General features: G+C 37.4%; 25 protein-coding genes. 18 read left to right on the top strand and 7 right to left on the bottom strand.

Going from position 1 to position 25,545, the window contains the following annotated elements; all coding sequences use genetic code 11:
• Positions 1-129: 129 nt before the first annotated feature.
• Positions 130-981, top strand: a complete 852-nt coding sequence (locus tag UCH001_RS12495) for a peptidylprolyl isomerase (protein WP_067178324.1) — start codon at positions 130-132, stop codon at positions 979-981.
• A gap of 45 nt (positions 982-1,026) precedes the next feature.
• Here the strand turns inward: UCH001_RS12495 and UCH001_RS12500 are convergent, their stop codons facing one another.
• A complete protein-coding gene (locus UCH001_RS12500; RefSeq protein ID WP_067178325.1) occupies positions 1,027-2,358 on the bottom strand; it encodes an acetyl-CoA carboxylase biotin carboxylase subunit in 1,332 nt (443 codons plus the stop codon).
• Positions 2,358-2,837 (bottom strand): acetyl-CoA carboxylase biotin carboxyl carrier protein, encoded by a 480-nt coding sequence (accB, locus tag UCH001_RS12505; protein WP_067178326.1) that lies wholly within the window; start codon positions 2,835-2,837, stop codon positions 2,358-2,360. Before accB ends, UCH001_RS12500 begins: the two co-directional genes overlap by 1 nt.
• A 91-nt stretch (positions 2,838-2,928) precedes the next feature.
• Between accB and dcd the strand changes: the two genes are divergently transcribed.
• From dcd to UCH001_RS12520, 3 genes are read left to right on the top strand one after another with little or no spacing between them, the layout of a single operon-like run.
• Positions 2,929-3,489, top strand: a complete 561-nt coding sequence (dcd, locus tag UCH001_RS12510; protein WP_067178327.1) for a dCTP deaminase — start codon at positions 2,929-2,931, stop codon at positions 3,487-3,489.
• 6 nt (positions 3,490-3,495) lie between these two features.
• Positions 3,496-4,134, top strand: coding sequence for a GNAT family N-acetyltransferase (locus tag UCH001_RS12515; protein ID WP_067178328.1), 639 nt, complete (start codon positions 3,496-3,498; stop codon positions 4,132-4,134).
• 11 nt (positions 4,135-4,145) lie between these two features.
• Positions 4,146-4,601 (top strand): hypothetical protein, encoded by a 456-nt coding sequence (locus UCH001_RS12520; RefSeq protein ID WP_067178329.1) that lies wholly within the window; start codon positions 4,146-4,148, stop codon positions 4,599-4,601.
• A 3-nt stretch (positions 4,602-4,604) separates the two neighbouring features.
• Here the strand turns inward: UCH001_RS12520 and UCH001_RS12525 are convergent, their stop codons facing one another.
• From UCH001_RS12525 to UCH001_RS12540, 4 genes are read right to left on the bottom strand one after another with little or no spacing between them, the layout of a single operon-like run.
• Positions 4,605-5,777, bottom strand: a complete 1,173-nt coding sequence (locus tag UCH001_RS12525) for a class I SAM-dependent rRNA methyltransferase (protein ID WP_067178330.1) — start codon at positions 5,775-5,777, stop codon at positions 4,605-4,607.
• A complete protein-coding gene (locus UCH001_RS12530) occupies positions 5,770-6,552 on the bottom strand; it encodes an alpha/beta hydrolase (RefSeq protein ID WP_067178331.1) in 783 nt (260 codons plus the stop codon). The genes UCH001_RS12525 and UCH001_RS12530 overlap by 8 nt, the downstream gene beginning before the upstream one ends.
• Positions 6,549-7,136, bottom strand: coding sequence for a class I SAM-dependent methyltransferase (locus tag UCH001_RS12535; RefSeq protein WP_067178332.1), 588 nt, complete (start codon positions 7,134-7,136; stop codon positions 6,549-6,551). The genes UCH001_RS12530 and UCH001_RS12535 overlap by 4 nt, the downstream gene beginning before the upstream one ends.
• A gap of 29 nt (positions 7,137-7,165) precedes the next feature.
• Positions 7,166-7,885 carry a flagellin gene (locus UCH001_RS12540; RefSeq protein WP_067178333.1) on the bottom strand — a complete coding sequence of 240 codons (720 nt, stop codon included), beginning with the start codon at positions 7,883-7,885 and terminating at the stop codon, positions 7,166-7,168.
• A 115-nt stretch (positions 7,886-8,000) separates the two neighbouring features.
• Between UCH001_RS12540 and pseB the strand changes: the two genes are divergently transcribed.
• The 13 genes from pseB to UCH001_RS12605 are packed head-to-tail and all read left to right on the top strand — an operon-like array spanning position 8,001 to position 20,712.
• Positions 8,001-8,990: a UDP-N-acetylglucosamine 4,6-dehydratase (inverting) gene (gene pseB / locus UCH001_RS12545; protein WP_067178334.1), complete on the top strand. Its 990-nt coding sequence runs from the start codon at positions 8,001-8,003 to the stop codon at positions 8,988-8,990.
• Positions 8,987-10,108: a UDP-4-amino-4,6-dideoxy-N-acetyl-beta-L-altrosamine transaminase gene (gene pseC, locus UCH001_RS12550; RefSeq protein WP_067178335.1), complete on the top strand. Its 1,122-nt coding sequence runs from the start codon at positions 8,987-8,989 to the stop codon at positions 10,106-10,108. The genes pseB and pseC overlap by 4 nt, the downstream gene beginning before the upstream one ends.
• Positions 10,105-10,794 (top strand): pseudaminic acid cytidylyltransferase, encoded by a 690-nt coding sequence (gene pseF / locus UCH001_RS12555; RefSeq protein ID WP_067178336.1) that lies wholly within the window; start codon positions 10,105-10,107, stop codon positions 10,792-10,794. Before pseC ends, pseF begins: the two co-directional genes overlap by 4 nt.
• Positions 10,791-11,654 carry a UDP-2,4-diacetamido-2,4,6-trideoxy-beta-L-altropyranose hydrolase gene (gene pseG, locus UCH001_RS12560; RefSeq protein WP_067178337.1) on the top strand — a complete coding sequence of 288 codons (864 nt, stop codon included), beginning with the start codon at positions 10,791-10,793 and terminating at the stop codon, positions 11,652-11,654. Before pseF ends, pseG begins: the two co-directional genes overlap by 4 nt.
• The gene (gene pseH, locus UCH001_RS12565) at positions 11,617-12,099 is read left to right on the top strand and encodes a UDP-4-amino-4,6-dideoxy-N-acetyl-beta-L-altrosamine N-acetyltransferase (RefSeq protein WP_067178338.1); all 483 of its coding nucleotides are present in this window, start codon (positions 11,617-11,619) and stop codon (positions 12,097-12,099) included. Before pseG ends, pseH begins: the two co-directional genes overlap by 38 nt.
• A complete protein-coding gene (gene pseI, locus UCH001_RS12570; RefSeq protein WP_067178339.1) occupies positions 12,086-13,123 on the top strand; it encodes a pseudaminic acid synthase in 1,038 nt (345 codons plus the stop codon). Before pseH ends, pseI begins: the two co-directional genes overlap by 14 nt.
• Positions 13,120-14,115, top strand: a complete 996-nt coding sequence (locus tag UCH001_RS12575) for a hypothetical protein (RefSeq protein ID WP_067178340.1) — start codon at positions 13,120-13,122, stop codon at positions 14,113-14,115. The genes pseI and UCH001_RS12575 overlap by 4 nt, the downstream gene beginning before the upstream one ends.
• On the top strand, positions 14,115-15,074 hold the full coding sequence (locus UCH001_RS12580; RefSeq protein WP_067178341.1) for a Gfo/Idh/MocA family protein: 960 nt from the start codon (positions 14,115-14,117) through the stop codon (positions 15,072-15,074). Before UCH001_RS12575 ends, UCH001_RS12580 begins: the two co-directional genes overlap by 1 nt.
• Complete coding sequence (locus UCH001_RS12585) at positions 15,071-16,387, top strand: DegT/DnrJ/EryC1/StrS aminotransferase family protein (RefSeq protein WP_067178342.1); 1,317 nt, start codon at positions 15,071-15,073, stop codon at positions 16,385-16,387. The genes UCH001_RS12580 and UCH001_RS12585 overlap by 4 nt, the downstream gene beginning before the upstream one ends.
• Positions 16,384-17,439, top strand: coding sequence for a hypothetical protein (locus UCH001_RS12590; protein ID WP_067178343.1), 1,056 nt, complete (start codon positions 16,384-16,386; stop codon positions 17,437-17,439). The genes UCH001_RS12585 and UCH001_RS12590 overlap by 4 nt, the downstream gene beginning before the upstream one ends.
• The gene (locus UCH001_RS12595) at positions 17,429-18,070 is read left to right on the top strand and encodes a bifunctional 2-polyprenyl-6-hydroxyphenol methylase/3-demethylubiquinol 3-O-methyltransferase UbiG (RefSeq protein ID WP_067178344.1); all 642 of its coding nucleotides are present in this window, start codon (positions 17,429-17,431) and stop codon (positions 18,068-18,070) included. Before UCH001_RS12590 ends, UCH001_RS12595 begins: the two co-directional genes overlap by 11 nt.
• Before the next feature lie 14 nt (positions 18,071-18,084).
• Positions 18,085-18,708 (top strand): pseudaminic acid biosynthesis-associated methylase, encoded by a 624-nt coding sequence (locus UCH001_RS12600; protein WP_067178538.1) that lies wholly within the window; start codon positions 18,085-18,087, stop codon positions 18,706-18,708.
• Complete coding sequence (locus UCH001_RS12605) at positions 18,709-20,712, top strand: 6-hydroxymethylpterin diphosphokinase MptE-like protein (protein ID WP_067178345.1); 2,004 nt, start codon at positions 18,709-18,711, stop codon at positions 20,710-20,712.
• Between the two features lie 145 nt (positions 20,713-20,857).
• Here the strand turns inward: UCH001_RS12605 and UCH001_RS12610 are convergent, their stop codons facing one another.
• A complete protein-coding gene (locus UCH001_RS12610; protein WP_067178346.1) occupies positions 20,858-23,278 on the bottom strand; it encodes a flagellin in 2,421 nt (806 codons plus the stop codon).
• Positions 23,279-23,437: 159 nt separating this feature from the next.
• Here UCH001_RS12610 and topA point away from each other — a divergent pair, with 159 nt between their 5' ends.
• Positions 23,438-25,510 carry a type I DNA topoisomerase gene (gene topA / locus UCH001_RS12615; protein ID WP_067178347.1) on the top strand — a complete coding sequence of 691 codons (2,073 nt, stop codon included), beginning with the start codon at positions 23,438-23,440 and terminating at the stop codon, positions 25,508-25,510.
• Positions 25,511-25,545 lie beyond the last annotated feature (35 nt).

A 25,545-nucleotide genomic window follows, 5' to 3' on the forward strand; every position in this document is an offset into this window, starting at 1 on the left:
TTCTACGAGAGCGCGAGTAAAAACATTTTTTTAATTTTTTTTGCCAAAAAAAATGTTATCATTCGTAGCTCTTAACTTTTAATACAGACACGATTATATAGCTATTTTTCTTAAAACAAAGGACTATTGATGAAGATTAAACTAAAGGTGTTAACTTTTGTAACTTTGAGTGCGACCCTTCTTTTTTCACCAGCATCTGCTGGAACTGTGGATGGTGTTTCCGTAATTATCAATAAAGAACCCATCACACTTTATGATGTTTTCAAGTACTCACAGCGCTTTAACATCTCTAAAAAAGAGTCTTTGGATATTTTGGTAAGACAAAAATTGGAAGATTCAGAAATTAAAAAACTGGGTATCACTGTTGATAACTTTGAAATTGATCAATATATTGAAAACTTAGCGATCAGCAACAATATGAACCAATACGATTTCCTCAATATGATCCGTTCAAAAAACATTGAAATCTCTGAGTATAAAGAAGATTTGAAAAAGAAACTTCAACGTGATAAACTCTATAAAAAAATTGTTAGTACTAAAATGCAACAAATGAGTGATGGTGAACTCCAAGCGTATTATAATGATAACCTCAATGAGTTTTCTCAAGCGTCAGCTTTTGATGTGACCATTTATACCAGTGCAAATCAACAAAGCCTTGCAGCAATTCAAAGTAACCCTATGAGTGCTGTTAGCGACGTTCAACTTCAAGAAGGAAGAATGGAAGCTAGCAAAACTGATCCAAAATTATTGGCACTTTTAAATAAAACACCACAGGGTAAATTTTCTTCTATCAATAAATCAGATTCAAATTATGTTATGTTTTTTGTGAAAGAAAAACACAATCTTCAAAGTGTCTCTTTTGCTGATGCAAAAAATTATATTTACAATAAACTTGGTGAAGGTAAAGAGCAAAAAGCAATTGAAGAGTATTTTGAGAAGTTAAAAGCATCTGCTAATATTCAAGTGCTAAGAGCACCATAAGTAAATACAAAAAAGTTAAGGTCGCCATTTGGCGACCTTTCTTAATTAATAGCGTGAAAGATAGTTTGTATCGAATCTATTTTCGATAAAGTCTTCGTTTTCCATCATATGCAAATGAAAATCTCTAACTGTTTTAATACCTTCAATTTGTAGCTCACTTAAAGCCTGTTTCATCTTTTTAATCGCACGCTCACGAGTTTCACCCCAAACGATAAGCTTTCCAATCATGGAGTCATAATGTGGTGGAACAGAGTAGCCTTGATACGCATGAGAATCCATACGAACATTACGTCCACCAGGGATGATATACTTCGTAATTTTACCTGGGCTTGGAATGAATTTTACAGGATCTTCAGCTGTGATACGACACTCAATAGCATGACCTCGGAATGTAAGTGCACTTTGATCAAAAAGTTTTTCACCCTCTGCTACACGAATCATCCACTCAATAATGTCAATACCACTCACCATCTCACTCACACAATGCTCAACTTGAAGACGAGTATTCATTTCCATAAAATAGAAGTTTTTATCAGCATCTAAAAGGAACTCAAACGTACCTGCATTTTCATAGCCAATATACTTAGTTGCTTTCACTGCTACTTCATGAAGACGTGCACGTGTTTTATCATCTAAAGCAATAGCAGGAGACTCTTCAATCAATTTTTGGTGACGACGTTGCATCGAACAGTCACGCTCGCCAATGTGAACAACATTGCCATAGCTATCGCCAATCACTTGCACTTCAATGTGACGTGGGTTTTTGATATATTTTTCCATATAGAGTGTGCCATCGCCAAACGCACTTAGCGCTTCGCTTTCAGCAGCAAGGAATGATTTTTCCAAATCTTCCATCTTTTCAACCACACGCATACCACGTCCGCCACCGCCAGCGCTTGCTTTGACGATAACAGGAAGTCCGATTTGCTCTGCTAATTTTTTTGCTTCTTCAACACTCTCAAGTGCACCCTCGCTACCAAGGATAACAGGTACACCCGCTTTTTTCATCACTTCTTTGGCTTTGGATTTATCACTCATCAAAACCATAGAATCAACAGAAGGTCCGATAAATTTGATATTGTGGTGTTTACAGACTTCAACAAAGGTTTGATTCTCACTTAAAAAACCATACCCAGGGAAGATGGCATCACAGCCACTGATCTCAGCCGCACTGATAATGGCAGGAATACTAAGATAGCTCTCTGATGATTTTGCTCCACCAATACAAATACTTGCATCAGCATGTTGAAGATAGAGTGCATCTTTATCCGCAGTGGAATAAACCGCAATCGCTTGTTTCCCCATCTCTTTGATGGTTCTTATTGCACGAAGGGCGATCTCACCACGATTGGCAACAAGAATTTTCTCAATCTTCATTACACTTTCTCCACCGTAAAGATTGGCATATCGTATTCTACTGGCTGACCATCGTCAACAAGGATATCTAAAATTTTGCAGTCAAATTCTGCTTCAATTTCATTCATGATTTTCATCGCTTCGATAATACCAACTGGTTGACCTTTACGGATAACATCACCTATTTTTGCGAATGGTGCAGCGCCAGGCGCTGGAGATTTGTAGAAGGTTCCTACCATTGGTGATTTAATACTTAGACCTGCAGGAGCAGCATTAATGCTTGCTTCACCTCCAACATGTGCCACTGGTGCTGGCGCTGCTACAGCAGCCGCTGGAGCTATACTTGGAGCTTGCATAACAGGTGCAGCAGCACTGTAAGTTACACTACCTTCAAAGCCTTTTTGTAACTCAATGCTAAAATCACCCTCTTTGATTTTGAGTTTTGTAATATCACTTTTATCAAAAATACGTATTAACTCTCTAATCTCATTTTTGTCCATTCGGTTTCTCCTAAATATTTGCCATTTTTTGGCATGACATAAAATGTGTTATAATACCACACTTAATATATACGATCACTTAAGGGAAATTATGGGTTTAAAAGCAGACAGTTGGATACGAGAAAAATCGCTCAAAGAGCGTATGATAGAGCCTTTTTGTGAAGATCAAGTAGGCCGTGACGTTGTGAGTTATGGCGTCAGTAGTTATGGGTATGACATCCGAGTAGGGCGTGAATTTAAGATTTTCACTAATGTAAATTCCACTGTGGTTGACCCTAAAGAATTTGACGATAAAAATGTCATCGATTTTGTAGGTGACATCTGTATTGTTCCACCAAACTCTTTTGCATTAGCACGTACAGTAGAATACTTTAGAATTCCAAAAAACGTCCTTGCAATTTGTTTAGGTAAAAGTACGTATGCACGTTGTGGTATCATCGTCAATGTCACACCATTTGAGCCAGAGTTCGAAGGTCATATTACCATTGAAATTTCAAATACTACACCACTTCCTGCAAAAATTTATGCCAATGAAGGCATTGCACAAGTGCTCTTTTTAGAGGGCGATACACCATGCGAGACAACGTATAAAGACAAACGTGGTAAATACCAAGGACAAACAGGTATTACCTTACCACGTATTTTAAAATAATCTCTTATGCCTCTATACGTTAAAGCGTTAGAAGAACATAATACACACGAGTTTGATGGCTTTTATGCCATCTACTCCATCTCATTTCCAAAGAGTGAGCAAAAGTCGTATGATGAACTTTTAACCATGCAACACTCCTCTTCTTATACTATTTACCTTGCTGTGAATGACGAAAAAATTGTTGGATTTTGCATTATGTATCATCCTAAACAAGACGATTTCTTTTTACTCGAGTACATGGCTGTCGATGAGACACAAAGAGGTATCGGGCTTGGTTCAACACTTTTAAAACAGAGCATCGAACATCTTTTTAACACACAAGGTACACGCGCTTTACTTATCGAAATTGACTCGCCTGAAAAAAACTCGAGTGAGCAAGAAATTCGCGAAAAAAGAGAACAGTTTTACCGTCGTTTGGGCGCTTTAAAGATTGATCCGTTTGATTATATTTTAGCACTTAAAAGCAGTGAAGAAGCTCCTCCAATGGAGCTTTTAGTCTATCATCCACATATGAAAACCGTATCTAAATCAACATTGCAAACATGGCTTGAGAAACTCTATGTCAACGTCTATGGATGCAGTCAAAATGACCCACGCATTGCACAGATGCTTGAGTCAACACCACCGATTTTAAACCTCATTTAAAAGGATGTTTGATGGAAATTTTTTTGAGTGATGAATACGAAACTCTCTGGACGGCGATTAGCTCTATCATGGGCATTATTGCAACGACATTAGCTATTTTTGCGTTGATTTATTCGATGAGAACCTATCGTAGAACTATGCAAGTGGTACATTATGGGGAGATTGATAAAATGTACTTTGAGATCTTAAAAGAAGCCCTTAATAAGCCTTTTTTACTCAGACATGATATTGAGCGTTCTATCGAAGAAGAGATTCAATACAATACCTATGCCTTTATTGTTTGGAACTTTTTAGAATCCATTTATGATCGTTGTATGCTTGATCACGACCTTCAAAAAACATGGTTTCCTATCATTGAGTCAGAGCGAAAAATTCATCTTGCGTGGATTCAAAATCAAGAAAATCGCCCAAAATTTAAAGCAGAATTTTTGAGTTTTATAGAAAAAGGAAAGTTTGAAGTAGCCTAAAAGCTACTTCTCTACTCTGAGCAATAATCCATTAAGATAAAACGATGCGGAAGCATTAATAAGACAAGGATGATCTGAGTCTTGTTGCATCTGCTCCAATAAAATGTACTGCACTTTAAGGTCGTGTGAGACTTCCATTGCAATATCTAAGAGCTCTTTTCTACCCACATGATGCGAACATGAGAAAAAGCCTATAATTCCGCCATCTTTCACCGCTTTGGTAGATTCCATCAATAGGTGTTTAAAGCCTCTTTTTGCCCCTTGCGCTTGCTCTTTGGTTTTTGCAAAGGATGGTGGATCAAGAATGATCATATCAAAACTATTTTTATACTTTTTCTCTTTCATAAAAGAAAAGGCATCAGCACTGTAAACTTCATAATTTTCCATACCATTTACATGTAAATTTGCTTTCGTTTGCTCTATGGCTAACTCTGAAATGTCTACAAAAACAGCATTTTTAGCCTTTTTTGAGAGTGCATAGATACCAAAACCACCTGCATTGCAGCACACATCAAGAATGGTGTCACCCTCTTTAACGTAACTAGCGCAAATGGCTCTATTTTTACGTTGATCCAAGTAAAAGCCCGTCTTTTGGGCGTCTTCAATGTCCACTAAAAAGCTCAAACCATTTTCGTTGAGTTCAAATTGTTTTGAAGGTGTACCAAAAAGCGTGCCATTTTTGCTCTCTAAACCTTCGATCTCGCGTGAATGAAGGTCAGATTTTTCAACAATCCATGAAGGATTTACCATCTGTTTGAGTGTGCTGATGATAAGATCACGAAAAACTTCCATACCTGCGGTGTTAATCTGAATGGCAAGGGTATCGCCGTATTTATCGACAATAAGTCCTGGTAAAAAATCGGCTTCAGAGTGAATAAGGCGTACAGCATTGGTTTGTGCAAGTAATGCTTCACGCTTTGCAATAGCTCTTTTGATACGATTGTGAAAAAACTTTTTGCCAATTTCTTCTTTGCCAAAGCTCAAAATCCGTGCAAAAATCGCACATTTTGGGTTGACATACGCTGTTCCTAAAAAGCCATCTTTTTTGGAAAAAAGGGCTACGACTTCACCACTTTGAAACTCTTCTGGACTGGAGTCAATTTCATTGGCATAGACCCATGGGGTAAAACGTCTTATTTTGGGAACAACAGAGTGTTTGATGTATAACTTATTCAATGATTTTTCCTAATATGGTTTGTAACTCTTTGGTAAAGGCTGGATGTTCGAGAATTTTACCATGTGTGGTATTGGAGAGAATGATATGCAAAGGTTTTGAAGGCATTGCTTCTAACAATTTTTCAAGATGGTACCGTGGAATCGTTACATCATTTTCGACTTCAATAATAGCAATTTTTGCTTTCACCAAAGGTAAATAATTGACCGTTTCAAATTTATTTTTGAGTAAAAGATCAATCGGGAAGAAAGGGTACTTAAGCTTAGCAAGCGATAGAATCGAATCATAAGGAGTAAGTAATACCAAACCATCTACAACACGTTTACTTGCAAGGTAGGTTGCCACACCTGTGCCTAAACTACGACCTATGACAACGACTTTGCGACCTTTAGCATAAGTATCGTAAATTTTAAGAGCATCTTCAAATAAAGCTGCTTCACTTGGCGTTCCCGTACTTCCAACATAACCTCGGTAATTAAACGCAATGACATCATACCCTTGAAGCTCTTTTGTGTAGACAACAAAATGTGTCGCATCATCCGCATTGCCACCAAAGTAGAGAATAAGCCCTGCTCCTTCCTCTTCATCTTTACGTAACACACCATCTAATACAACATCTTCTTTAACACGTAACGTCAGTGACTCTATAGCATCACCACTTACCTTCGCCTCTTTAACAATCGATTTGGCAGGAAAAAGCTGATCATTCTGTGTAAAATACAAATATCCCATTGCGACTAAGTAGAGCCCAACTACACCTAATAAAAGTTTTTTCATAACGCTTCCTTCTTCAAAAATACAGTAAAATCACCTTCCATATAGCCCTCATACATCTCTACATCATACGCAAAATCACTCACATAATCCTCAATCTCTTCAGGTAAAAAATAGTTAAAATGCCCTTCTTTTTCCTCACCTCTTAGAAGGTTAAAAATAAACCCTTTTCTAGAAGCTTCAAAACAACGGCGAATAAACAAAAAGGTTTCACATCGTTTTAAAATATTCATTGAGCCACTTGCAACATAAAAGTCAGCCCATTCTAATTCATCATTTAAAATATCTTTATACACGCATCGCTGCTTTGTGCGCTTCTTCGCTACAAACAGAGCTTCTTGAAGCATATCGTATCCTACATATTGACGAGGTAGAGAACCTTTTTGTTGTAGATACACATAAAGATCTCCAAAACCACATCCCGCATCTATCATTGAACTTAAAGGCAAATGATCCGCCAAAATTTCATGAATGACTTCAAAACGCGTATGTTGAGAATTTTTGGAATTCCAGTTCAATCCACGTGCAGTACAACCATATCGCTTGATTGCATTTTCATAAAAAGTTTGATTATTGATGCGTGGCATACGAAGAGACTAAGAAAGAGAGGGCACTTTTAAACTAAAAGTGCCGAAATATTTTGTTGCATCATATTATTTTGATGAATTTGAGCTAAAACAGAACTGGTTAGTTTGATCTGATCGCTGCTTATTTCAGCGATTTTTTGATCGAGTGGTTTTTCTGAAATCTGAGCATTTGCGCTGCTCAAATTTGTCATAGCCGTCAATGAACTTGTAATCGTGCTACTAGCGCTGTTCAGTTGTGAACTGATCGTTGAAGAGAGTGCGGTGAGATTTTCTCTAAAATTCGCAATTCCTTCTTGGTCATTAATGCTTAAATTGTTAAGCCCAGAAACATCAAGACCATAGGTGCTACTGAGAAGATTTTGTCCATTGTACGTTGTTTGTGCAGCAATATCTTGCATTGAGGTACTAATATCGTTGAACTGTTTTTGCAACATTGCTTTTTGATCAGATCCTAAAGCTGCATTATTGAAACGAACAGACAGATCACCCAGCTTATCAGCTCCTGATTGAATAGCCTGAATGGAAGCATCTGCGATTTGGTACATACCAATCGTCTCATTAGCGTTTTGTACGCCTTGGCTCAAACTTGCAATTTGAGAAGATAGTGCATCAGAAACAACTAAATTTGCTCCATCTTTACCACTTAACTCTCTTGTAGCATTGATTTTTTCTAATATAAGATCAGTTTGAGACTTATTTTGAGTAATTAAATTGAGTACTTGTGTGTTGGAACTACTGGAAATTTTCATCAGATGCTCCTTGTTTAAAGATACATTTATTATACTACTCCTATCATGGTATTGTCAAATTTAAAGCGGAATTAAAATTGCTTTAAATCAAAAAATATTGGCAAAAAGGGTTCTCGTGTTTAATGGCAAGAATATTCTTATTACAGGTGGAACAGGTAGTTTTGGCAAAAAATATACAGAGATTCTTTTAAAAAACTATAAACCTAACAAAATCATCATCTACTCTCGCGATGAACTTAAACAATACGAAATGGCACAACAGTTTACAGACCCATGTATGCGCTTTTTTATAGGCGATGTCCGCGATGTTGAAAGGCTTAAAAGTGCTATGTATGGGGTACATTACATTATTCATGCTGCTGCACTCAAGCACGTTCCTATTGCTGAATACAACCCAATGGAATGTATTAAAACCAATATTTATGGTGCACAAAATGTCATTGATGCAAGTTTAGCATGTGGCGTGCAAAAAGTCATTGCACTCTCGACAGATAAAGCAGCCAATCCTATCAACCTTTATGGTGCGACAAAACTTGCGAGCGATAAACTTTTTGTTGCTGCCAATAACATCAGGGGTGCGAGACGAACAGAGTTTTCTGTTGTACGTTATGGCAACGTTGTAGGAAGTCGTGGTTCAGTTGTTCCTCTCTTTAAAAAACTTATTGCCGAAGGGGCTAAAGAGCTTCCTATTACAGAAGCTGAAATGACCCGTTTTTGGATTACACTAGAGCAAGGCGTTAATTTCGTCCTTAAAAATTTTGGACGTATGAAGGGTGGTGAGATTTTTATTCCTAAAATCCCTTCGATGAAGATGGTTGATTTAGCAAAAACCATGGCACCTCATCTTGGCATCAAAATTATCGGTATCCGTCCTGGTGAAAAAATGCATGAAATCATGGTTCCTAAAGACGATAGCCACTTAACATTAGAGTTTCATGACCATTTTGTGATTCAGCCAAGTATCTTATTTACTCAACAAAATGATCTTACGTGTAATGCACTTGGAGAAAAAGGTGCACCTGTAAAATATGGGTTTGAATACAGCTCAGAAACAAACACGCAATGGCTTGATTCCAAAGGCTTATTGGAGATGATAAACGCATGATTCCTTATAGCAGACAATTGATTGAGCAGTGCGATATAGACGCTGTTTCAAATGCTTTAAAAGGCGATTTTCTCACCGGGGGGAAATCCGTTAGTGATTTTGAAGAGGCACTTGCCTCTTATTTGGGTGTTAAACACGTCTGTGTCATGAACTCAGCAACCTCGTGCTTGCATGTTGCTTATCAAATTATTGAATTAAAACGTGGTGATGAGATTATCACAACCCCTTTAACATTCGCAGCGACATCCAATACCGCCATTCAATGCGGAGCAACTCCTCTATTTTGCGATATAAAATACGATGGTAATATCGATGAGCGCAAACTAGAGGCGTTAATCACGCCTCGAACCAAAGCAATAGTGCCTGTGGATTTTGGCGGAAATCCACTGCCTATTCATCTGATTAAAGAAGTATGTGAAAAACATCAGCTTTATTTGATCGAAGATGCCAGCCATGCTCTTGGGAGCACAATCGATGGTGTCAAGGTAGGACATGTTGCCGATATGACCATCTTTAGTTTCCATGCCATTAAACCTATCACTACTTTTGAAGGTGGAGCAATAGCGACCAATAACACAGCATTTTATGAGCAGGCAAAACTTTTACGCTCACATGGCATTGTTAAAAAAGAGCTGTGGAATTCAGATATGGTCACTCTTGGCGAAAACTATCGTCTTAGTGACATAGCTTGTGCTCTGGGGTTATCTCAATTAAAACGCTTAGATGCTTTTATCGATAAGCGTAATGAAATAGCACATTACTATGATAAACGCTTTAGCAACAATCCTTTTTTTACAACCATTGCAATCGATCAAAACAAACGAAGCACCTATCATCTCTACCCTATTTTACTTGATCGTTCTCTTTGGTGTTCCAAAGAAGATATATTTAAAGCCTTGCATGCCAAAGGGTTAGGTGTACAAGTACACTACAAGCCTGTCTATCAATTTAGTTACTATAAAGAGCGTTTTGGTGAGCAATCTCTAGAAACAGCAGAAGATTTCTACCGTGCTGAGCTTTCTATTCCGTGCCATCAAGGCATGAGTATGGACGACGCCAAAATGGTAGCTGACACCTTGCTTGAAGTGCTGACTTCCATAAAAGGATGTCTGCTATGAGACTTGCCATTATCCCAGCACGTGGAGGCAGTAAACGCATTCCTCGAAAAAACATTAAAGCATTTTGTGGTAAACCTATGATCGCATACAGCATTGAAGCAGCCCTTAAAAGTGGCTGTTTTGATAAAATTGTTGTGAGTACTGACGATGAAGAGATCGCAACATTGGCTCGCTCTTTAGGAGCGGAAGTTCCTTTTATGCGACCAAAAGAGCTCAGTGACGACCACACAGCGACCATTCCTGTTATCGCTCATGCCATTACTGCTTCTGTTCGTGATATCAAAGATGTCGAAGCAGTCTGTTGTATCTATGCTACCGCTCCTTTTGTGCAACCACACTACATTCAAGAAGCATATGAGAAACTGATAAAAACACATAGTACTTATGCATTTAGTGCAACGAGTTTCCCTTTCCCGATTCAGCGTGCTATTCGCCTTACCAAAGATGACCGTGTCGAGATGTTCTCACCTGAGCACTTTAACACCAGAAGCCAAGACTTAGAAGAAGCCTTTCATGACGCAGGGCAATTTTACTGGGGAACTCCCGAGGCATGGTTAGAAGGTAAAATTATCTTCGCACCTCACTCGACAGCTGTTCTTTTGCCTCGTCATTTGGTTCAAGATATCGATACACCAGAAGATTGGGTAAGAGCTGAGTTTATGTACAAAGCCCTTGCTCTTTCATGAGAACGTTAATTCGCAGTGACAGTTCAAGCACGATTGGGCTTGGACATATTATGCGCGATTTGGTATTTGCCAAAAGTCTTGAAGGCGAAGTCATCTTTGCATGCCAAAACTTGGAAGGCAATATCATTGCTTCCATTCCTTATGAAGTCAAAATCTTAAAATCAAACGATGTTGAAGAACTTATAGAGCTGATTAGAACATTACAGATCACGTTGTTGGTAATCGATCATTACGGTATTGATATAGCGTATGAACGCGCCATCAAAGAAGCAACGCAGGTAGAAATCCTAAGCTTTGATGACACCTACCAACTGCACCATTGCGATATTTTACTGAACCACAATATTTCAGCAAATAAAAAACGCTATAAAGATTTAGTTCCACCCTCTTGTGAACTTCGTTGCGGTATTTTATACACGCTCATACGCGATGAATTTAGAGAAGAAAAAAAACAAAAACGTAAAAAAATCTATGATCTCTTTATCGCAATGGGTGGAACCGACGCTAGCAACATCACACTTTCTATCTTAAAAACGTTGCCTAAAACATTGCGCATCTGTGTCCTTACCACAACGGCAAATGCCCATCTCAAAGAACTTCAAGATTATGTTGTAGATTTTCCTACGATTGCTTTACACATCAACTCAAACGAAGTTGCCAAATTACTGCATCAAAGTCACTTTGCCATTGTAACGCCAAGTGTGATGGTACATGAAGTACTCTTTATGGAAGTGCCCTTCATTGCGATTAAAGTAGCAGCAAATCAAGACGATATGTTTGAATACCTTCACAAACAAGGATACCCTGTGTTAAAGGAGTGGGATGCATCTTCATTTATGCAACTTTACAACGCTCAGTGAATCTCAAAAAAAGATGATTTTAACATGGCGTAACCATCCCAATGTCAAAGCGTATATGTATAACGATAAAGAGATTACAGAAGCAGAACATTTTGGATTTATAGAAACTCTAAAAAACCGTGAAGATAGACGCTATTTTCTCGTACAAGAGAACAAGAGTGATCTCGGTGTGATTGATTTTAATGCTATTTCTAAAGAGTCTGCCATCATGGGCTTGTATGCCAATCCTACATTAACGCAAAAAGGAATTGGTTCACGCTTAATGGAGGCGATTGTAACGTACGCATTTGAAACATTAAATATACAAGCACTCAAAGCCGAAGTCTTTGCAGAAAATCAAAGAGCTAGAGCACTGTATGAAAAATTTGGATTTTGTGAAAAAGAACGTAAAAGCGTGAATGAAAAAGAGGTTATTTGTATGGAGTTAACAAATGAAAATCGGTAATTTTGACTTAAATAGCACGCGAACACTGATCATAGCTGAGCTTTCCGCCAATCATGGCAATAGCATAGAAATCGCAAAAGAAACGATTAGAGCAGCAAAAAAAGCAGGCGCTGATGCGATTAAGCTTCAAACCTATACCGCCGATACATTAACACTCAATTGTGATAAAGAAGATTTTGTTGTCAAAGGCGGTACTTTGTGGGATAATAAAACTCTCTACGAACTCTATCATGAAGCCTATACGCCTTGGGAGTGGCATAAAGAGCTATTTGAATGCGCTCAAGAAGAGGGTTTGCTCTGCTTTTCAACACCTTTCGATAAAAGCGCCGTTGATTTTTTAGAACAGTTTGATCCTCCTGCATACAAAGTCGCTAGTTTTGAAATCACAGACTACGAACTGGTACGCTATATGGCGTCTAAGCAAAGGCCTATGATTATCTCTACCGGTATTGCGACACTGAATGAAATCGAAGATGTGGTACGCATCTGCCAAAGAGAAGATAACTCTGAGATTATTTTATTGCAGTGCACGTCATCTTATCCTGCACCACTAGAAGGTGCCAACCTTCTTACAATACCAGATCTAAGCAAACGCTTTGGTGTTATCGCAGGTTTTTCAGACCACACATTGGGTATTACTGCACCTGTAACAGCTGTAGCGTTGGGTGCGAAAGTCATTGAAAAACATTTCATCTTAGATAGCTCTATTGGTGGAGCAGATGCCGCTTTTTCACTCGACACAAATGCTTTTACAGAGATGGTACAAGCCGTCCGTGATGCTGAAAAATTGTTAGGTAAGCCTACATACTATACGGATGTAAAGACCATTAAGGGCAGACAGTTTTCAAGAAGTCTTTATATTGCCAAAGATATTGCAAAAGGCGAAGTGTTCAATGAAGATAATATTCGTTCCATTCGCCCTGGTTATGGGCTACATCCAAGGTATCTCAAAGATGTTCTAGGCAAATGTGCAAAAGAAGATTTGAGCTTTGGAGATAGACTAAAAAAAGAGGATATTGAGTGAAAAGAATTGCTCTCTTTGCCCACGATGCGGGAGGAGCTGAAATTCTTTTAGAATTACTAAAAGCCTCTTTGAACGTGGGAGAATTTCGCATTTTCTCTTTAGTGGCCTCTCCGTGTTACACGCTTATCAAAACCAAAAAATTGGAATATTTTTGGAGTGAGATAACCTTTGATAAAAATGATATAGAAGCAAAACTTTCTCAATTTCAACCCTCAATCATACTTTATGGTACAGGATGGCAAAATCATTTGGAGTACCATTTTTTAAGCTATGCAAAAACGCATCATATTTCGAGTATTGCTTTTTTAGACCACTGGACAAATTATCGTGAGCGCTTTGGATATCCTGAAAAAAATTGGGAAGACAACCTGCCCTCATTCATTGCGGCACATGATCAAACCAGCTATGATAAAGTCACAGCCTTCGGCTTACCTAATGTCATCGCCATCAAGAACTATGCACTATTGAGCCAGCTCAAAGAAGCACAAAATGTCCTATCGAAGATACAAGAAAAGAACACCCTTCTCTTTTTAAGTGAACCTACGGCTAAAGTAGCAACACGTGCTTTTGAAGATGCGTATGGCTGGGGTTTTACTGAAAAAGAGGTCTTTGAAGATATACTCAAACATAAAGCCCTTTTTGAATGCGACACTATTCTGATTCGCCTGCACCCTTCCGATACACCTACGCTATACCAAAACATTGCTCCAGATGTTGCTTTGAGTCATGCTACGTTGTTAGAAGATATTGCTCAGGCTAAAGTCATTATTGGTATCGATACCGTAGCGCTTTATACGGCATACCTTTTAGGCAAAAAGGTCATCTCTTATATCCCTTCAACAAAACGCGAATGTTTAGTACCACTGCCCAAAGAAAATCAACTGACTAGCTTTGAACATTTTAACCTCTCATCTCTCAAACAAATGAATGACAAGCCCGATAATTTCGGTATAGATTTTGCTTTATTTGTGGAAAAACAGTTAGGAAACTAATGCCAAAATCTCTCTCATGTGCCATTATCGGAGCTGGAAGTATTGGTGGTCTTATCGACTCGCCTAACAGTGAGAATATCGCCTCACATGCTCACGCATTTTTTAAACATCCAAACTGCAAGCTTGTTGCCATTTGTGAGCCAAATAGTGCTAACCAAAGCGCGTTTGTTGGGCGTTGGGATGAAGTGGAAATTTACCATTCTTTTGACTCTTTATTGCAGTATGAGACCATCGATCTACTTGCCATCGCATCACCAACACCGTTTCATGCAAAAACACTCGAAGAGGCTTTACACGTAAAAAGTTTGCAAGCCATTATGTGCGAGAAACCTCTTGTTGCAACGGCCAAAGAATTGGCACACATAAAACCATTACTTCTTTCAAGCGATAAAAAAATTCTCATTCATCTAATGCGACAGTACGACCCTTCTTTTATAAAACTTGCCCATGCTATAACTGCCCAAAAATGGGGAAAAGCCGTTCGTTTTCAAGGTGTTTTCACCAAGGGCTTACTGCACAATGGCATTCACATGTTAGCACTTCTGAGTCATCTTTTTGGCGAAATCCAAAATATAAAATCCTTACATGTTACACATCATCATGACATCAGCGGCGATTTTGATGTGACATGCAAACACGCCAGAGGAGTGCTGAGTTGTATGGAAGAGCTTCCTTATTCGGCATTTGAGCTTACTATCTGGTTTGAAAATGGCAAAGTGGAGATCAAAGAGGGAGGCTCAAGGATTGATACATTTATCAAAAAACCTTCAACTCTATATGAAGGCTATTTTACGCTAGAACATGAAGAGACCTTACCCAATACATTGAAATATTATGCACTAAACTCGCTTGAATTTTTACTCCAAAACGACGATATAACCTGCAAACAGATCTTGCAAGAACACTTAGATGTTCATGCAAAAATTTTTGAAACCATTGCAAAAGAGAAACGACAATGAAAAAATTAGCCATTAACGGCGGAGAAAAACTACGTTCTAACCCTTTCCCAGCGTATAACACGATAGGTGTAGAGGAAGAAGAGGCTGTTCTAAGAGTGCTTAGAAGCGGTAAACTCTCCACGTACCTCGGAGCTTGGCATCAGGATTTTTATGGAGGAAGCGAAGTACGTGCTTTTGAGCAAGAGTGGGCAACTTTTTTTGGTGTCAAACATGCGATTAGTGTTAACTCTGCCACTTCTGGACTTATCTGTGCAGTGGGTGCCGCGGGCATTGAAGCAGGTGATGAAGTGATTGTGAGTCCTTATACCATGTCAGCCTCTGCCGTTGCACCATTATTTTACGGCGGTATCCCTGTTTTTGCTGATGTAGAAGAAGAGACCTACTGCCTAGACCCCAAAAGTGTTGAAGCAAAAATCACCCCTAAAACCAAAGCCATTATCGTGGTCGATATTTTCGGACAACCTTACAATGTAGAAGCCATTAATGCCATTGCAAAAAAACATAACCTCATCGTCATCGAAGATGCCGCACAAGCCCCAGGAGCAATGTACAAAGAGCGTTTTGCAGGAACCCTTGGCGATATGGGTGTTTTTTCACTCAATTACCACAAGCACATTCATTCAGGGGAAGGCGGTGTCATTGTCACCAATGATGACGCTTTAGCTAATAAACTCCAACTTATCCGCAACCACGCTGAATCGGTCATCGCCAATAAAGGCTTTAGCGCACCAAGCGAGCTTATCAACATGGTCGGTTTCAACTTCCGTATGACAGAGATGGAGTGCGCAGTCGCTCGTGAACAGCTCAAAAAACTCCCGGATCTACTTACTGAGCGTCTTGAAAATGTTGCGTATATCAACGAACAACTAAAATGCATTCCATGCCTTAAAACAACAAAAACCAGAGAACATGTCAAACACGCTTTTTATGTACATCCTTTAGAGTTTGACGCTAGCCTTGCAGGTGTTCACCGAGATGTTTTCATCAAAGCAGTTAAAGCGGAACTGCCTCGTACCATCATGCGTGATGATTCAGATGTGTTGATGGGATGTGGTTATGTAAAACCCATCTATCTCCAACCGCTTTTTGCTCATAAAATTGCGTTTGGAAGCAAAGGGTACCCGTTTAATCTCTCCACGGTAACGTACACAAAAGGCGACTGTCCGGTATGTGAGAGCTTACATTTTGAGAGACTTTTTACCCATGAACTCATGCGCCCTGGTATGAGCAGGAGCGATATGGATGATGTGGTAAGAGCGTTTGCCAAAGTATGGGAAAACAAAGAGGAATTAGTTATGGAACATCTAAAATGAATTTTGTTTTTAAATATGAAGACTCACAAAATTTTGAAAAATTATGGAATCAATACTTAACAAGTTATAATGTAGATTTTCAATACTCTCTCACTAGCATTGAATATTACCTTGCCTATTGCAATAATTTATATAAAGATAAAAGCTTTATTTTAGAAGTAGACAATCACTGTGTAGGTATCTGTTTTTTACCGATAGAATCAACAAAAGATGGTTTTTCTATCTCTATTGCAAACGGATATATCATGGCGCCATTAGCAAAGTCTTTGAAATATGAACAAATTATCTTTGATTGTATTGATAAAATTTGTGATGATTTAAATATTGTTATAGTCAAGTTTAAAGTGTCCATATTTGAAAATTTAAACTTTAATAGGCTTCGACTATATCGTTTCTTGGATACAACGAATACTACATGTATACTAGATTTGAACAACAGCCAAGAAGATTTATGGATGAATCTTAGAAAAAGATATAAATCATTAATAAACTCCCTTACGAAGAACGGTGAATATTCTATTGTTTGTTCCAATGAATCTACTCTCAATGAATTGCATAAATACTATGTAACTTTCCATAAAATTCATATGAAAAATGCAGGAAAATCACTTAAATCTAATCTCATATATACTAAACAATTAAACCTTGCTCAACAAAATCTTGCAACAATTATTGCAGTAAATTTTCAAAATCATCCCATTATCATTAATTATTTTTTTCACGACACTACCAATGTTGTTTATGCAAGCAATGCTTATGACACCCATGAATCTTTTAAAAATCTACCTTTAAATCATTATCTCTTATGGCATTCAACACTATACTTTAAGCAACGTGGCTTTAAAAAATTTGGCTTTGGACAACCTTGTAGTCTTAATTCTATCAATGGTTTTATGGATTATGCTGATGAGAAAGAGTTAAGCATATCGCACTTTAAACGAGGGATGGGAACCCAAATGATTTCACATATGCAAGGTATAAAATTTTTAAAGAAAGAGCCTTTACTTCAATTAATTGATCAATTTAAATCGGAGGTTACTAATGGACTTTAACAATATTAAAGAGAAAGCTATCACTATCTATAACAATTCTGCTCAAAAATTTGGTGCACATACATTTGCGTCTGTTCACTGGGAAGACGAACAAAAAGCACTTTATAGATATCATCTTATAAATAAACATATTGCGAAAGAGAGTGGAACGTCTGTTTTAGATATTGGCTGTGGGAATGGAGGATTATTTAAATACCTTAATTATTCTGGTTTTAGAGGCTCATATAGGGGCTATGATATTAATGAAACATTGATTAATGCTGCAAAAAAAATTTATTCTAAGCACTCTGATTGTTTTGAAGTCATTGATATTTTGAATGATGAAGCTACGCACACATATGATTACGTCGTTCTTAGTGGTCTATTTAACAGTAACTATGGGCAAGATTTTAAATGGATTTGCGCTTTTGTTAAAAAGATGTATGATCTCTCAAATAAAAAAGTTATTTTCAATGCTATTTCAACATATACAAACTTTAAAGAAGAGTCTATGTATTATATTGATCCTTTAGAAATTTCAGATTTTATTATTAAAAACCTATCCAGTGAAATAATTGTAGAACATGGTCAATTACCCTATAATTTTCAAATCGTCATTAATAAAGATGCCTCATGGAAAACTTTAAATTAAAAATGGAGACTAGTATGAAACAATACCAAACTGAACAAGAAAAATTTTGGGCTGGAAAATTTGGCGATGAATACATTTCTAGAAATAAAGAGCCATGGTTAATAGCTTCAAATTTAGCTCTTTTCTCATCCATTTTAAAGCGGACTAATCATGTGAATTCTATTATCGAATTTGGAGCAAATATAGGTATGAACATTCATGCCATTAAAAACTTACTTCCCAACACAAAACTTAGTGCTATTGAAATCAATGCTAAAGCAGTTGAACAACTTTCTCAGATTGAAAATTTAACTGTCTATCACCAGTCGATTTTTGATTTTGCATCCAATAAAAAAAATGATTTTGTCTTTTCTAAAGGTGTGTTAATTCACCTTGCGCCTACCATGCTTCCTAAGGTCTATAAGACTATGTATGAAAACAGTAACCGCTACATTTGTATGATTGAGTACTACAACCCTACGCCTATGGAAATCCCTTACCGAGAGCACAATGATAAGATGTATAAAAGAGACTTTGCTGGAGAGATCATGGATATATATCCTGATTTGCAACTAGTAGATTATGGTTTTATTTACCGTAGAGATCCTGTATTTGTCCAAGGGGATTTGACATGGTTTTTGATGGAAAAGAGGGTATAAATGGAACAGATTGAACAACAAGCATTAATAACTTTTCAAAAAAATCTTGCTTACTTACAAACCTACCATCACGCTATTTATGAAAAAATCACCCTCCTCAATTCCCTGATTGAAGAAGGCCAATATATAGAACACTATGCGCTAGAGTATAAAGAAGAAAGCTACTTTGATGTTTGTGAACTTTCCACGCACCAGTATTTATATAATGAGAATAGTCTAAAAAGTGCTCAAAGAGTTATAGAAGCATACAATCTTAAAAAAACAGGTGGTGTTTTTAAAGCTCAAAAATATTGCTATGCTACTGATGCACAAGCAGAAGCCATTGATAAAAGTGAGCTCTCTTTTCATAATGCACTATGGGCAACCATTAAAATTATAAACTATACTAAAAGATATGCTTCTGATGAAACGCACATGTATCGCTCTAACAAAGTTATTTTTCTCGGTATTGGGCTAGGACTTTATATTCAAGGTATCATTAAAAAACTAAATCCAAAAGTTATTTTTATAAAAGAGACAAATCTTGAAATTTTTAGACTCTCTCTTTTTGTCACTGACTTTGAAGAAGCATTAAAAGATAAACTTGTCTATTTTTCTCTTACCGATGATGAATCACAAGAAAGAGAAACCTTCATTGAGTTTCTTAATACAGGCAATAACTACAATCTCAATATCAAACACATACCATTTACTCTCAACTATCAAAGTGATCTTCAACGATTGCAAGCGCATGTATTGTCACAAAGCTATATAAACTACGGATACAGTGCTATTTTATTGCGCTATATTGACTCTCCAAAGTACTTAGTCCAAAACTATGCTTTTATGAACATTATGACACGCTACCACGGAAAAGAAGGCAATGTATTAAGTGAAAAACCTGTGCTTATGGTCTTTTCAGGCCCTTCAACTTCTAAAAATATAGAATGGCTTAAAGAACATAAAGATCGATTCATCATTGTTTCAGCTCTTTCAACATGCAGACTTTTACAAGCACATAGTATCACTCCAAACATTGTCGTACATATTGATCCAGGTGAAAACAGTGCCTTACTCTTTGAAGGCTTAGAACCAGCATATTTTCAAGATGTTATTACGATTTTAGCTTCTAATGTTGATGAAAAAACCGCGAATCGCTTCGATAAAGATCATATCTATTTTATTGAACAAGGTACGGAATACAAAAAAGGATTTGGTTACTTTTCGGCTCCAAGTGTTGGAGAATATACTTTAGGTATTATGATGATACTTGGTATTTCAAATATGTATATGTTAGGCGTTGACTTAGCTCTTGATCCAGAAACCATGCAAACACATGGAGGATATCACCCATATCAAGCGACAGGGGCAATAGAAACACAAAATGCTTCACTCGATCCAAATGCTTCAGCAACTTATGTTAAAGGCAATTTTATTGAGAAAATTCCTACTCTTGAAGCTTATAAGCTCTCTATCGAACAAGCAGTTCTCTTTACAGATCGTCTTAAAAAAGAGCATCATCATATTTATAACTTAAGTAATGGTGCATATATAGAAGGATGTGAGCCTTTACATATTGAAAATTATGAATGGACAACATTTGAACCACTCGTTCGTGATGAGATACAACGAAAAATAGCTGCTTTTTTTGGAGCTATTTCAGAAGCACAGTTCAATAAAAGTGATCGTGCACAGATGAATTATCAAGTCAATGAAGCAAAGAAACTCGAAAAACTTATCAAAGCATTTAAAAAGAAAAAATATGTCTCAACAGAAGCTTATCTTGAAACACTTGCAAAGCTTGCTTGGAATATTAGTGATATGAATAATAAAACAGGTTCTAATCTAGCAGAAGTTTATTATCAGTATTTTCAAATCATATTGAGTTATTTCTACGATTTTTTTAATACACAAGAGTTAGATACACCTTTTAAACACATTACCTCATTAAATAATCTTCTTGTTGAACAATTGCTAAAAATGTCGGGATTATATATCTCAAAATTAGAAAGTTTTTTAAAGTAATAAAAAAAGCCCTTGTCACGAAATGGTGTGACGAGGACTTTTAAAGTGTCTAAGGCTATTTAACAGCCTTAGATATTGTTATTATCGTAACAATTTAAGTACATTTCAAAGAAACGTACTCATAACTTACGCTACGCTATTTAAACTACTGAAGTAGTTTAAGTACGTTTTGTTGTACAGAGTTAGCTTGACTCATTGCATAACTTCCTGACTGAGCAAGAATATTAAATTTAGAGAAGTTCGCTGATTCTGCAGCAAAGTCAACATCACGAATACCAGACTCTGCACTCTTAACATTTACTTGAGTTACAGAGATGTTATTGATAGTTGAAGTGATTTGATTTTGAACAGAACCCAAGTCTGAACGGATTGTGTCAAGGTTTGTCATCGCAGCACTTACAGTATCAATCGCTTTCATAGCACCTTCAAGTGTTGTAACATCGATTTTAGAAAGATTTGAAAATTCAGTCTCATCAAGAGCAACGCTATCTTGTCCACCATTTGCATTCATTGCAATTGTAGAGCCTAACTTAATCGTTGCATTTGTACCTGATGTTCCTTTAATCATTGTAAAGTCATCACTTACAACAACACTCGCTGTTAATGCAACATCTGTACCTAATGTTGTACCGGCTTTGATTCCAGGACCACTACCCGAGCCAACTTGTGCTGCAGTAAGATCTTGGTTAATAACCGTACCTGCTTTTAAAGTAGTACCTGTTGCTAAGATAGAACCCGCTTTGATGACCATATCTTGATTTAAAATAACATCAGCATTATTTTGAACAGCTGCCCCAAGTGTAGAACTCTCTTTAATCGTAGCACCTGTGCTTAAAACAGATGTACCAGCAAGTTTTGACTCAATGGTTGTTGTAAGAGTATTTGCACCTAAGTCTAATTTATCACCAAGGACAGTTCCTGCTTTCATAATACTGCCAGTTACGAGAACTGTATTATCTTTGATTACCATATCTTGACTTGTTGTTACCAAAGAAGATGTCTGAATATCTGCACCAAGTACAGTTCCCGCTAACAGCTTACTTCCTGCTGCAATTGCAGCATCTGCATCAAGCGTATCTACTTTCATTAACATATCTTTTGCAACGGTTAACTGATCAGCCAAGACAAGATCTACATGAAGTGTTGTACCTGCTTTATAAAGAGTACCGCCATTATCAATATCCTGTGTCAGTGTTGTTCCTGCATCTAAAATTGAACCTGTAGCAAGAACGGAACCTGCTTTGATCAGCATATCACTACTGAGGGTAGCTGTAGCAGTAAGATTTACCGTTGCACCTAAAGTTGTATCTTTACTAATCGTTGAACCAGCAGCAATGGTTGATCCTGTTTTTAAAAGCGTATCATTGCTTGCAGTAAATGATGCAGTTAACGTAAAGTCACCACCTACAGTACTTCCTGCAGCTAATGTACTCTCTGCGGCAAATGAACTACCTATTGCAAGAGTTGAGTCTTCAACTGTTGTAACAGTGGCAGCAGTTGTAATGTCTTTACCTACAGCTGCACCCATTTTTGAACCAGTGATTTGGAATGTAGAAGAACCTGCTTGAACAACTTCTAGGTGACCAATAGTACTTAGGCTATCTGCTGTACTTGATGTAACACCAGAAAGATCTCCTGTAACACTAATTGCACGACCATCAGATGATGTCAATGTAAGTTTACCATCAGCAGTTTTAGTTGCAGTAACACCTGTCTCTGTTGATTTGTTGTTAATCGCAGTTAACAATGTACCTTGGCTATCGTTTGCTGAAACATTGATAGCACCAATGTTAACGCCATTAATTGCAAAATCGCTTCCTGTAGTACCTGCAGTAATAGCAGCTGTTGTAGAACTTACGACAGCTTTTGCAGTAATACCTGTCTCAGCACTATGTTTGTTAATAATATCTGCCAATGCACCCATACCATTTGCTGGATCATTGTTCATTTGCAAATTAACAGACTCTAATGCGATTGAAGTACCACTAACAGCGCTTTTAAGCGTTAATTGGTTTTCTCCAAGCTGAGCAACACTTAACTTAGCACGGCTTGTTTGACCAATTTGGCTTGTCTCAGCAGAAGCGATAGAAGCTTTAATTGTCTCATTCGCGTTTGCACCAACTTGGAACTCTTTATTAGTAAATGTACCAGAAAGAAGTTTTTGGCCGTTGAACGATGTTGTTTTTGCAATATTGTTCAAGTTCTCAAGAAGACGGTTAATGTCTTTTTGAATCGCTAAACGAGATGCTGCATTTTGACCATCAGATGCTGCTTGTACAGATTTAGTCTTGATAGTATCAAGAATATTTGAGTACTCGCTAAGCGCACCGTCGGCAGTCTGGATCAAACCGATCGCATCATTACCGTTGTTGATAGCTTGACCTAATGAACTTGCTTGCGCACGAAGAGAGTTTGCAATAGCAAGACCAGAAGCATCATCTGCCGCTTTGTTGATACGAAGACCTGAGGACAATTTAGAAAGTGAATTGTCCAAGTTTCTGTTGTTGACCGCTGCACTTGTTTGTGCAGTAAGTGACGCAACGTTTGTGTTAATACGGAAACCCATGATAAATCCTTTTATCTTTTGTATTTCGCAGGCATCCTTGCCTTTGATGAAAACAAGATCGGAGTCTTGTAAAAAAACTTTAATACGTACAACAATTTTTAAAAAGATTTTTTTTTAGATAGAATACACAAAAATGTTTACATATAAAATGGAAAAGCAGTGAAAAATCTCATTATTGTGGAATCTCCCACAAAAGCAAAAACAATTAAGAATTTTTTGGGTAAAAACTATACCGTTGTCGCATCTAAGGGACATATTCGTGATCTTCCAAAAAGCAGTTTTGGCATCAAAATTGATAACCAAACCTTTATTCCAGAGTACCGTATCCCTAAAGACCATGCCAGTGTTGTCAAAGAGATTAAAGATTTAGCCAAAGAGGCAGATCAAGTCTATATCGCGACCGATGAGGACCGCGAAGGTGAAGCGATTGGATATCATATCGCAACTGCTATTGGGAAAGACCCTAAAGTATTACCGCGTATTGTTTTTCATGAAATTACGAAAAATGCTATTACACATGCATTAGAGAACCCTAGAGTTTTAGATGAAAGCAGTATCAATGCGCAACAAGCACGTCGCTTACTTGATCGCATCGTGGGTTATAAACTCTCACCCCTACTCTCTTCCAAAATTCAAAAAGGATTAAGTGCTGGTCGTGTCCAGTCTTCCACACTTAAAATCGTCGTTGATCGAGAAAAAGAGATCAGAGCTTTTAAAGAAGAAGAGTTTTGGAGCATTGATGCACTGTTTAATAAAACAATTGAAGCCTCTTTGGTGGAATTTGAGAATGAAAAAATCGAGAAAATGACCATTACAAATGGTGATCGTGCTCATGCTATTAAAGAAAAACTCCTCAAAGAAGCATTTAAAGTAGCTCTTTTAGAGAAAAAAGAACGTGAAAGTTCTCCTTCCCCTTCTTTTATGACATCAACACTGCAGCAAAGTGCTTCAAGTGCGCTTGGATACTCTCCTAAAAAAACGATGATGATTGCACAAACACTTTATGAAGGTGTAAAAACGCATCAAGGTGTTATGGGTGTGATTACCTATATGAGAACAGATTCCCTCAATATCTCTAAAGAAGCAATTGATGCGGCACGTGAACAGATTAAAAAAGAGTATGGTGCTGCATATCTTCCTGAAAAACCACGTTTTTATACCAATAAATCAAAAGGTGCTCAAGAGGCACACGAAGCGATTCGCCCTACAATTTTAGAGTTTACACCTACGATTGCTAAAGAATTTTTGAAACCCGATGAACTTAAACTCTATACTCTGATTTATAACCGCTTCCTTGCTTCTCAAATGAATAATGCACGCTTTGAATCTCAAACATTGGTATTTGAAAGCAATAGTGGCAAGTTTAAAGCAAGCGGCCGAAAACTGCTTTTTGATGGTTTCTATAAAGTCTATGGTGATAATGACAAAGATAAACTTTTACCCGATCTTGCATTGGGACAAGAAGTAAAACTTTCTAAAATCGATGCAAACCAACATTTTACAGAGCCTCCTTCACGCTACTCTGAAGCAAGTTTGATTAAAAAATTAGAAAGTTTGGGGATTGGACGTCCTTCAACGTACGCACCAACCATATCTGTTTTAACAGCTCGTGATTACATTACCATCGAAAAAAAGCAACTCGTTCCTACAGAAATTGCTTTTAGCGTGACTGAACTCTTAGAAAAACACTTTCCTCAAATTGTCGATTCTTCTTTCACATCTACAATGGAAGAAACGCTCGACTTAATCGCTGAAGACAAAGAGAACTGGCAAACAACCTTATGGAACTTTTATGAGCCATTTGAAAAGCAAGTGAGTGAAGGAAAAACAAATATTGAGAGTCAAAAAGTTGTTGTATTCACGGGGGAGATGTGTCCTGAGTGTGGCAAAGAACTCGTACGTCGAAAAGGGCGTTTTGGCGAGTTTATCGCTTGTAGTACCTATCCTACGTGTAAATACACCCAAAATCTTAAAAAAGTAACGACTGCTACGCCTAAAGAAAAAATTACACTTGCGGTTCCATGTCCTGAGTGTGGTGGAGCCATTATTGAACGTAGTTCTCGTAGAGGAAAATTCTTTGGTTGCGGAAATTACCCTAAATGTAAATTTATCTCCAATCATGAACCAACCGATAAAAAATGCCCAGAATGTGGCTATATAATGTCTAAACGTGAACTGCGTAAAAAAGAGATCTATGAATGCATTAAGTGCAAACACAAAGAGGAAGCCTAAAAAGCTCCTCTTAATTTCTCTCTTCTAGATTACAC

Origin of the sequence: Sulfurospirillum sp. UCH001 (assembly GCF_001548035.1) — a bacterium.
GTDB lineage: Bacteria > Campylobacterota > Campylobacteria > Campylobacterales > Sulfurospirillaceae > Sulfurospirillum.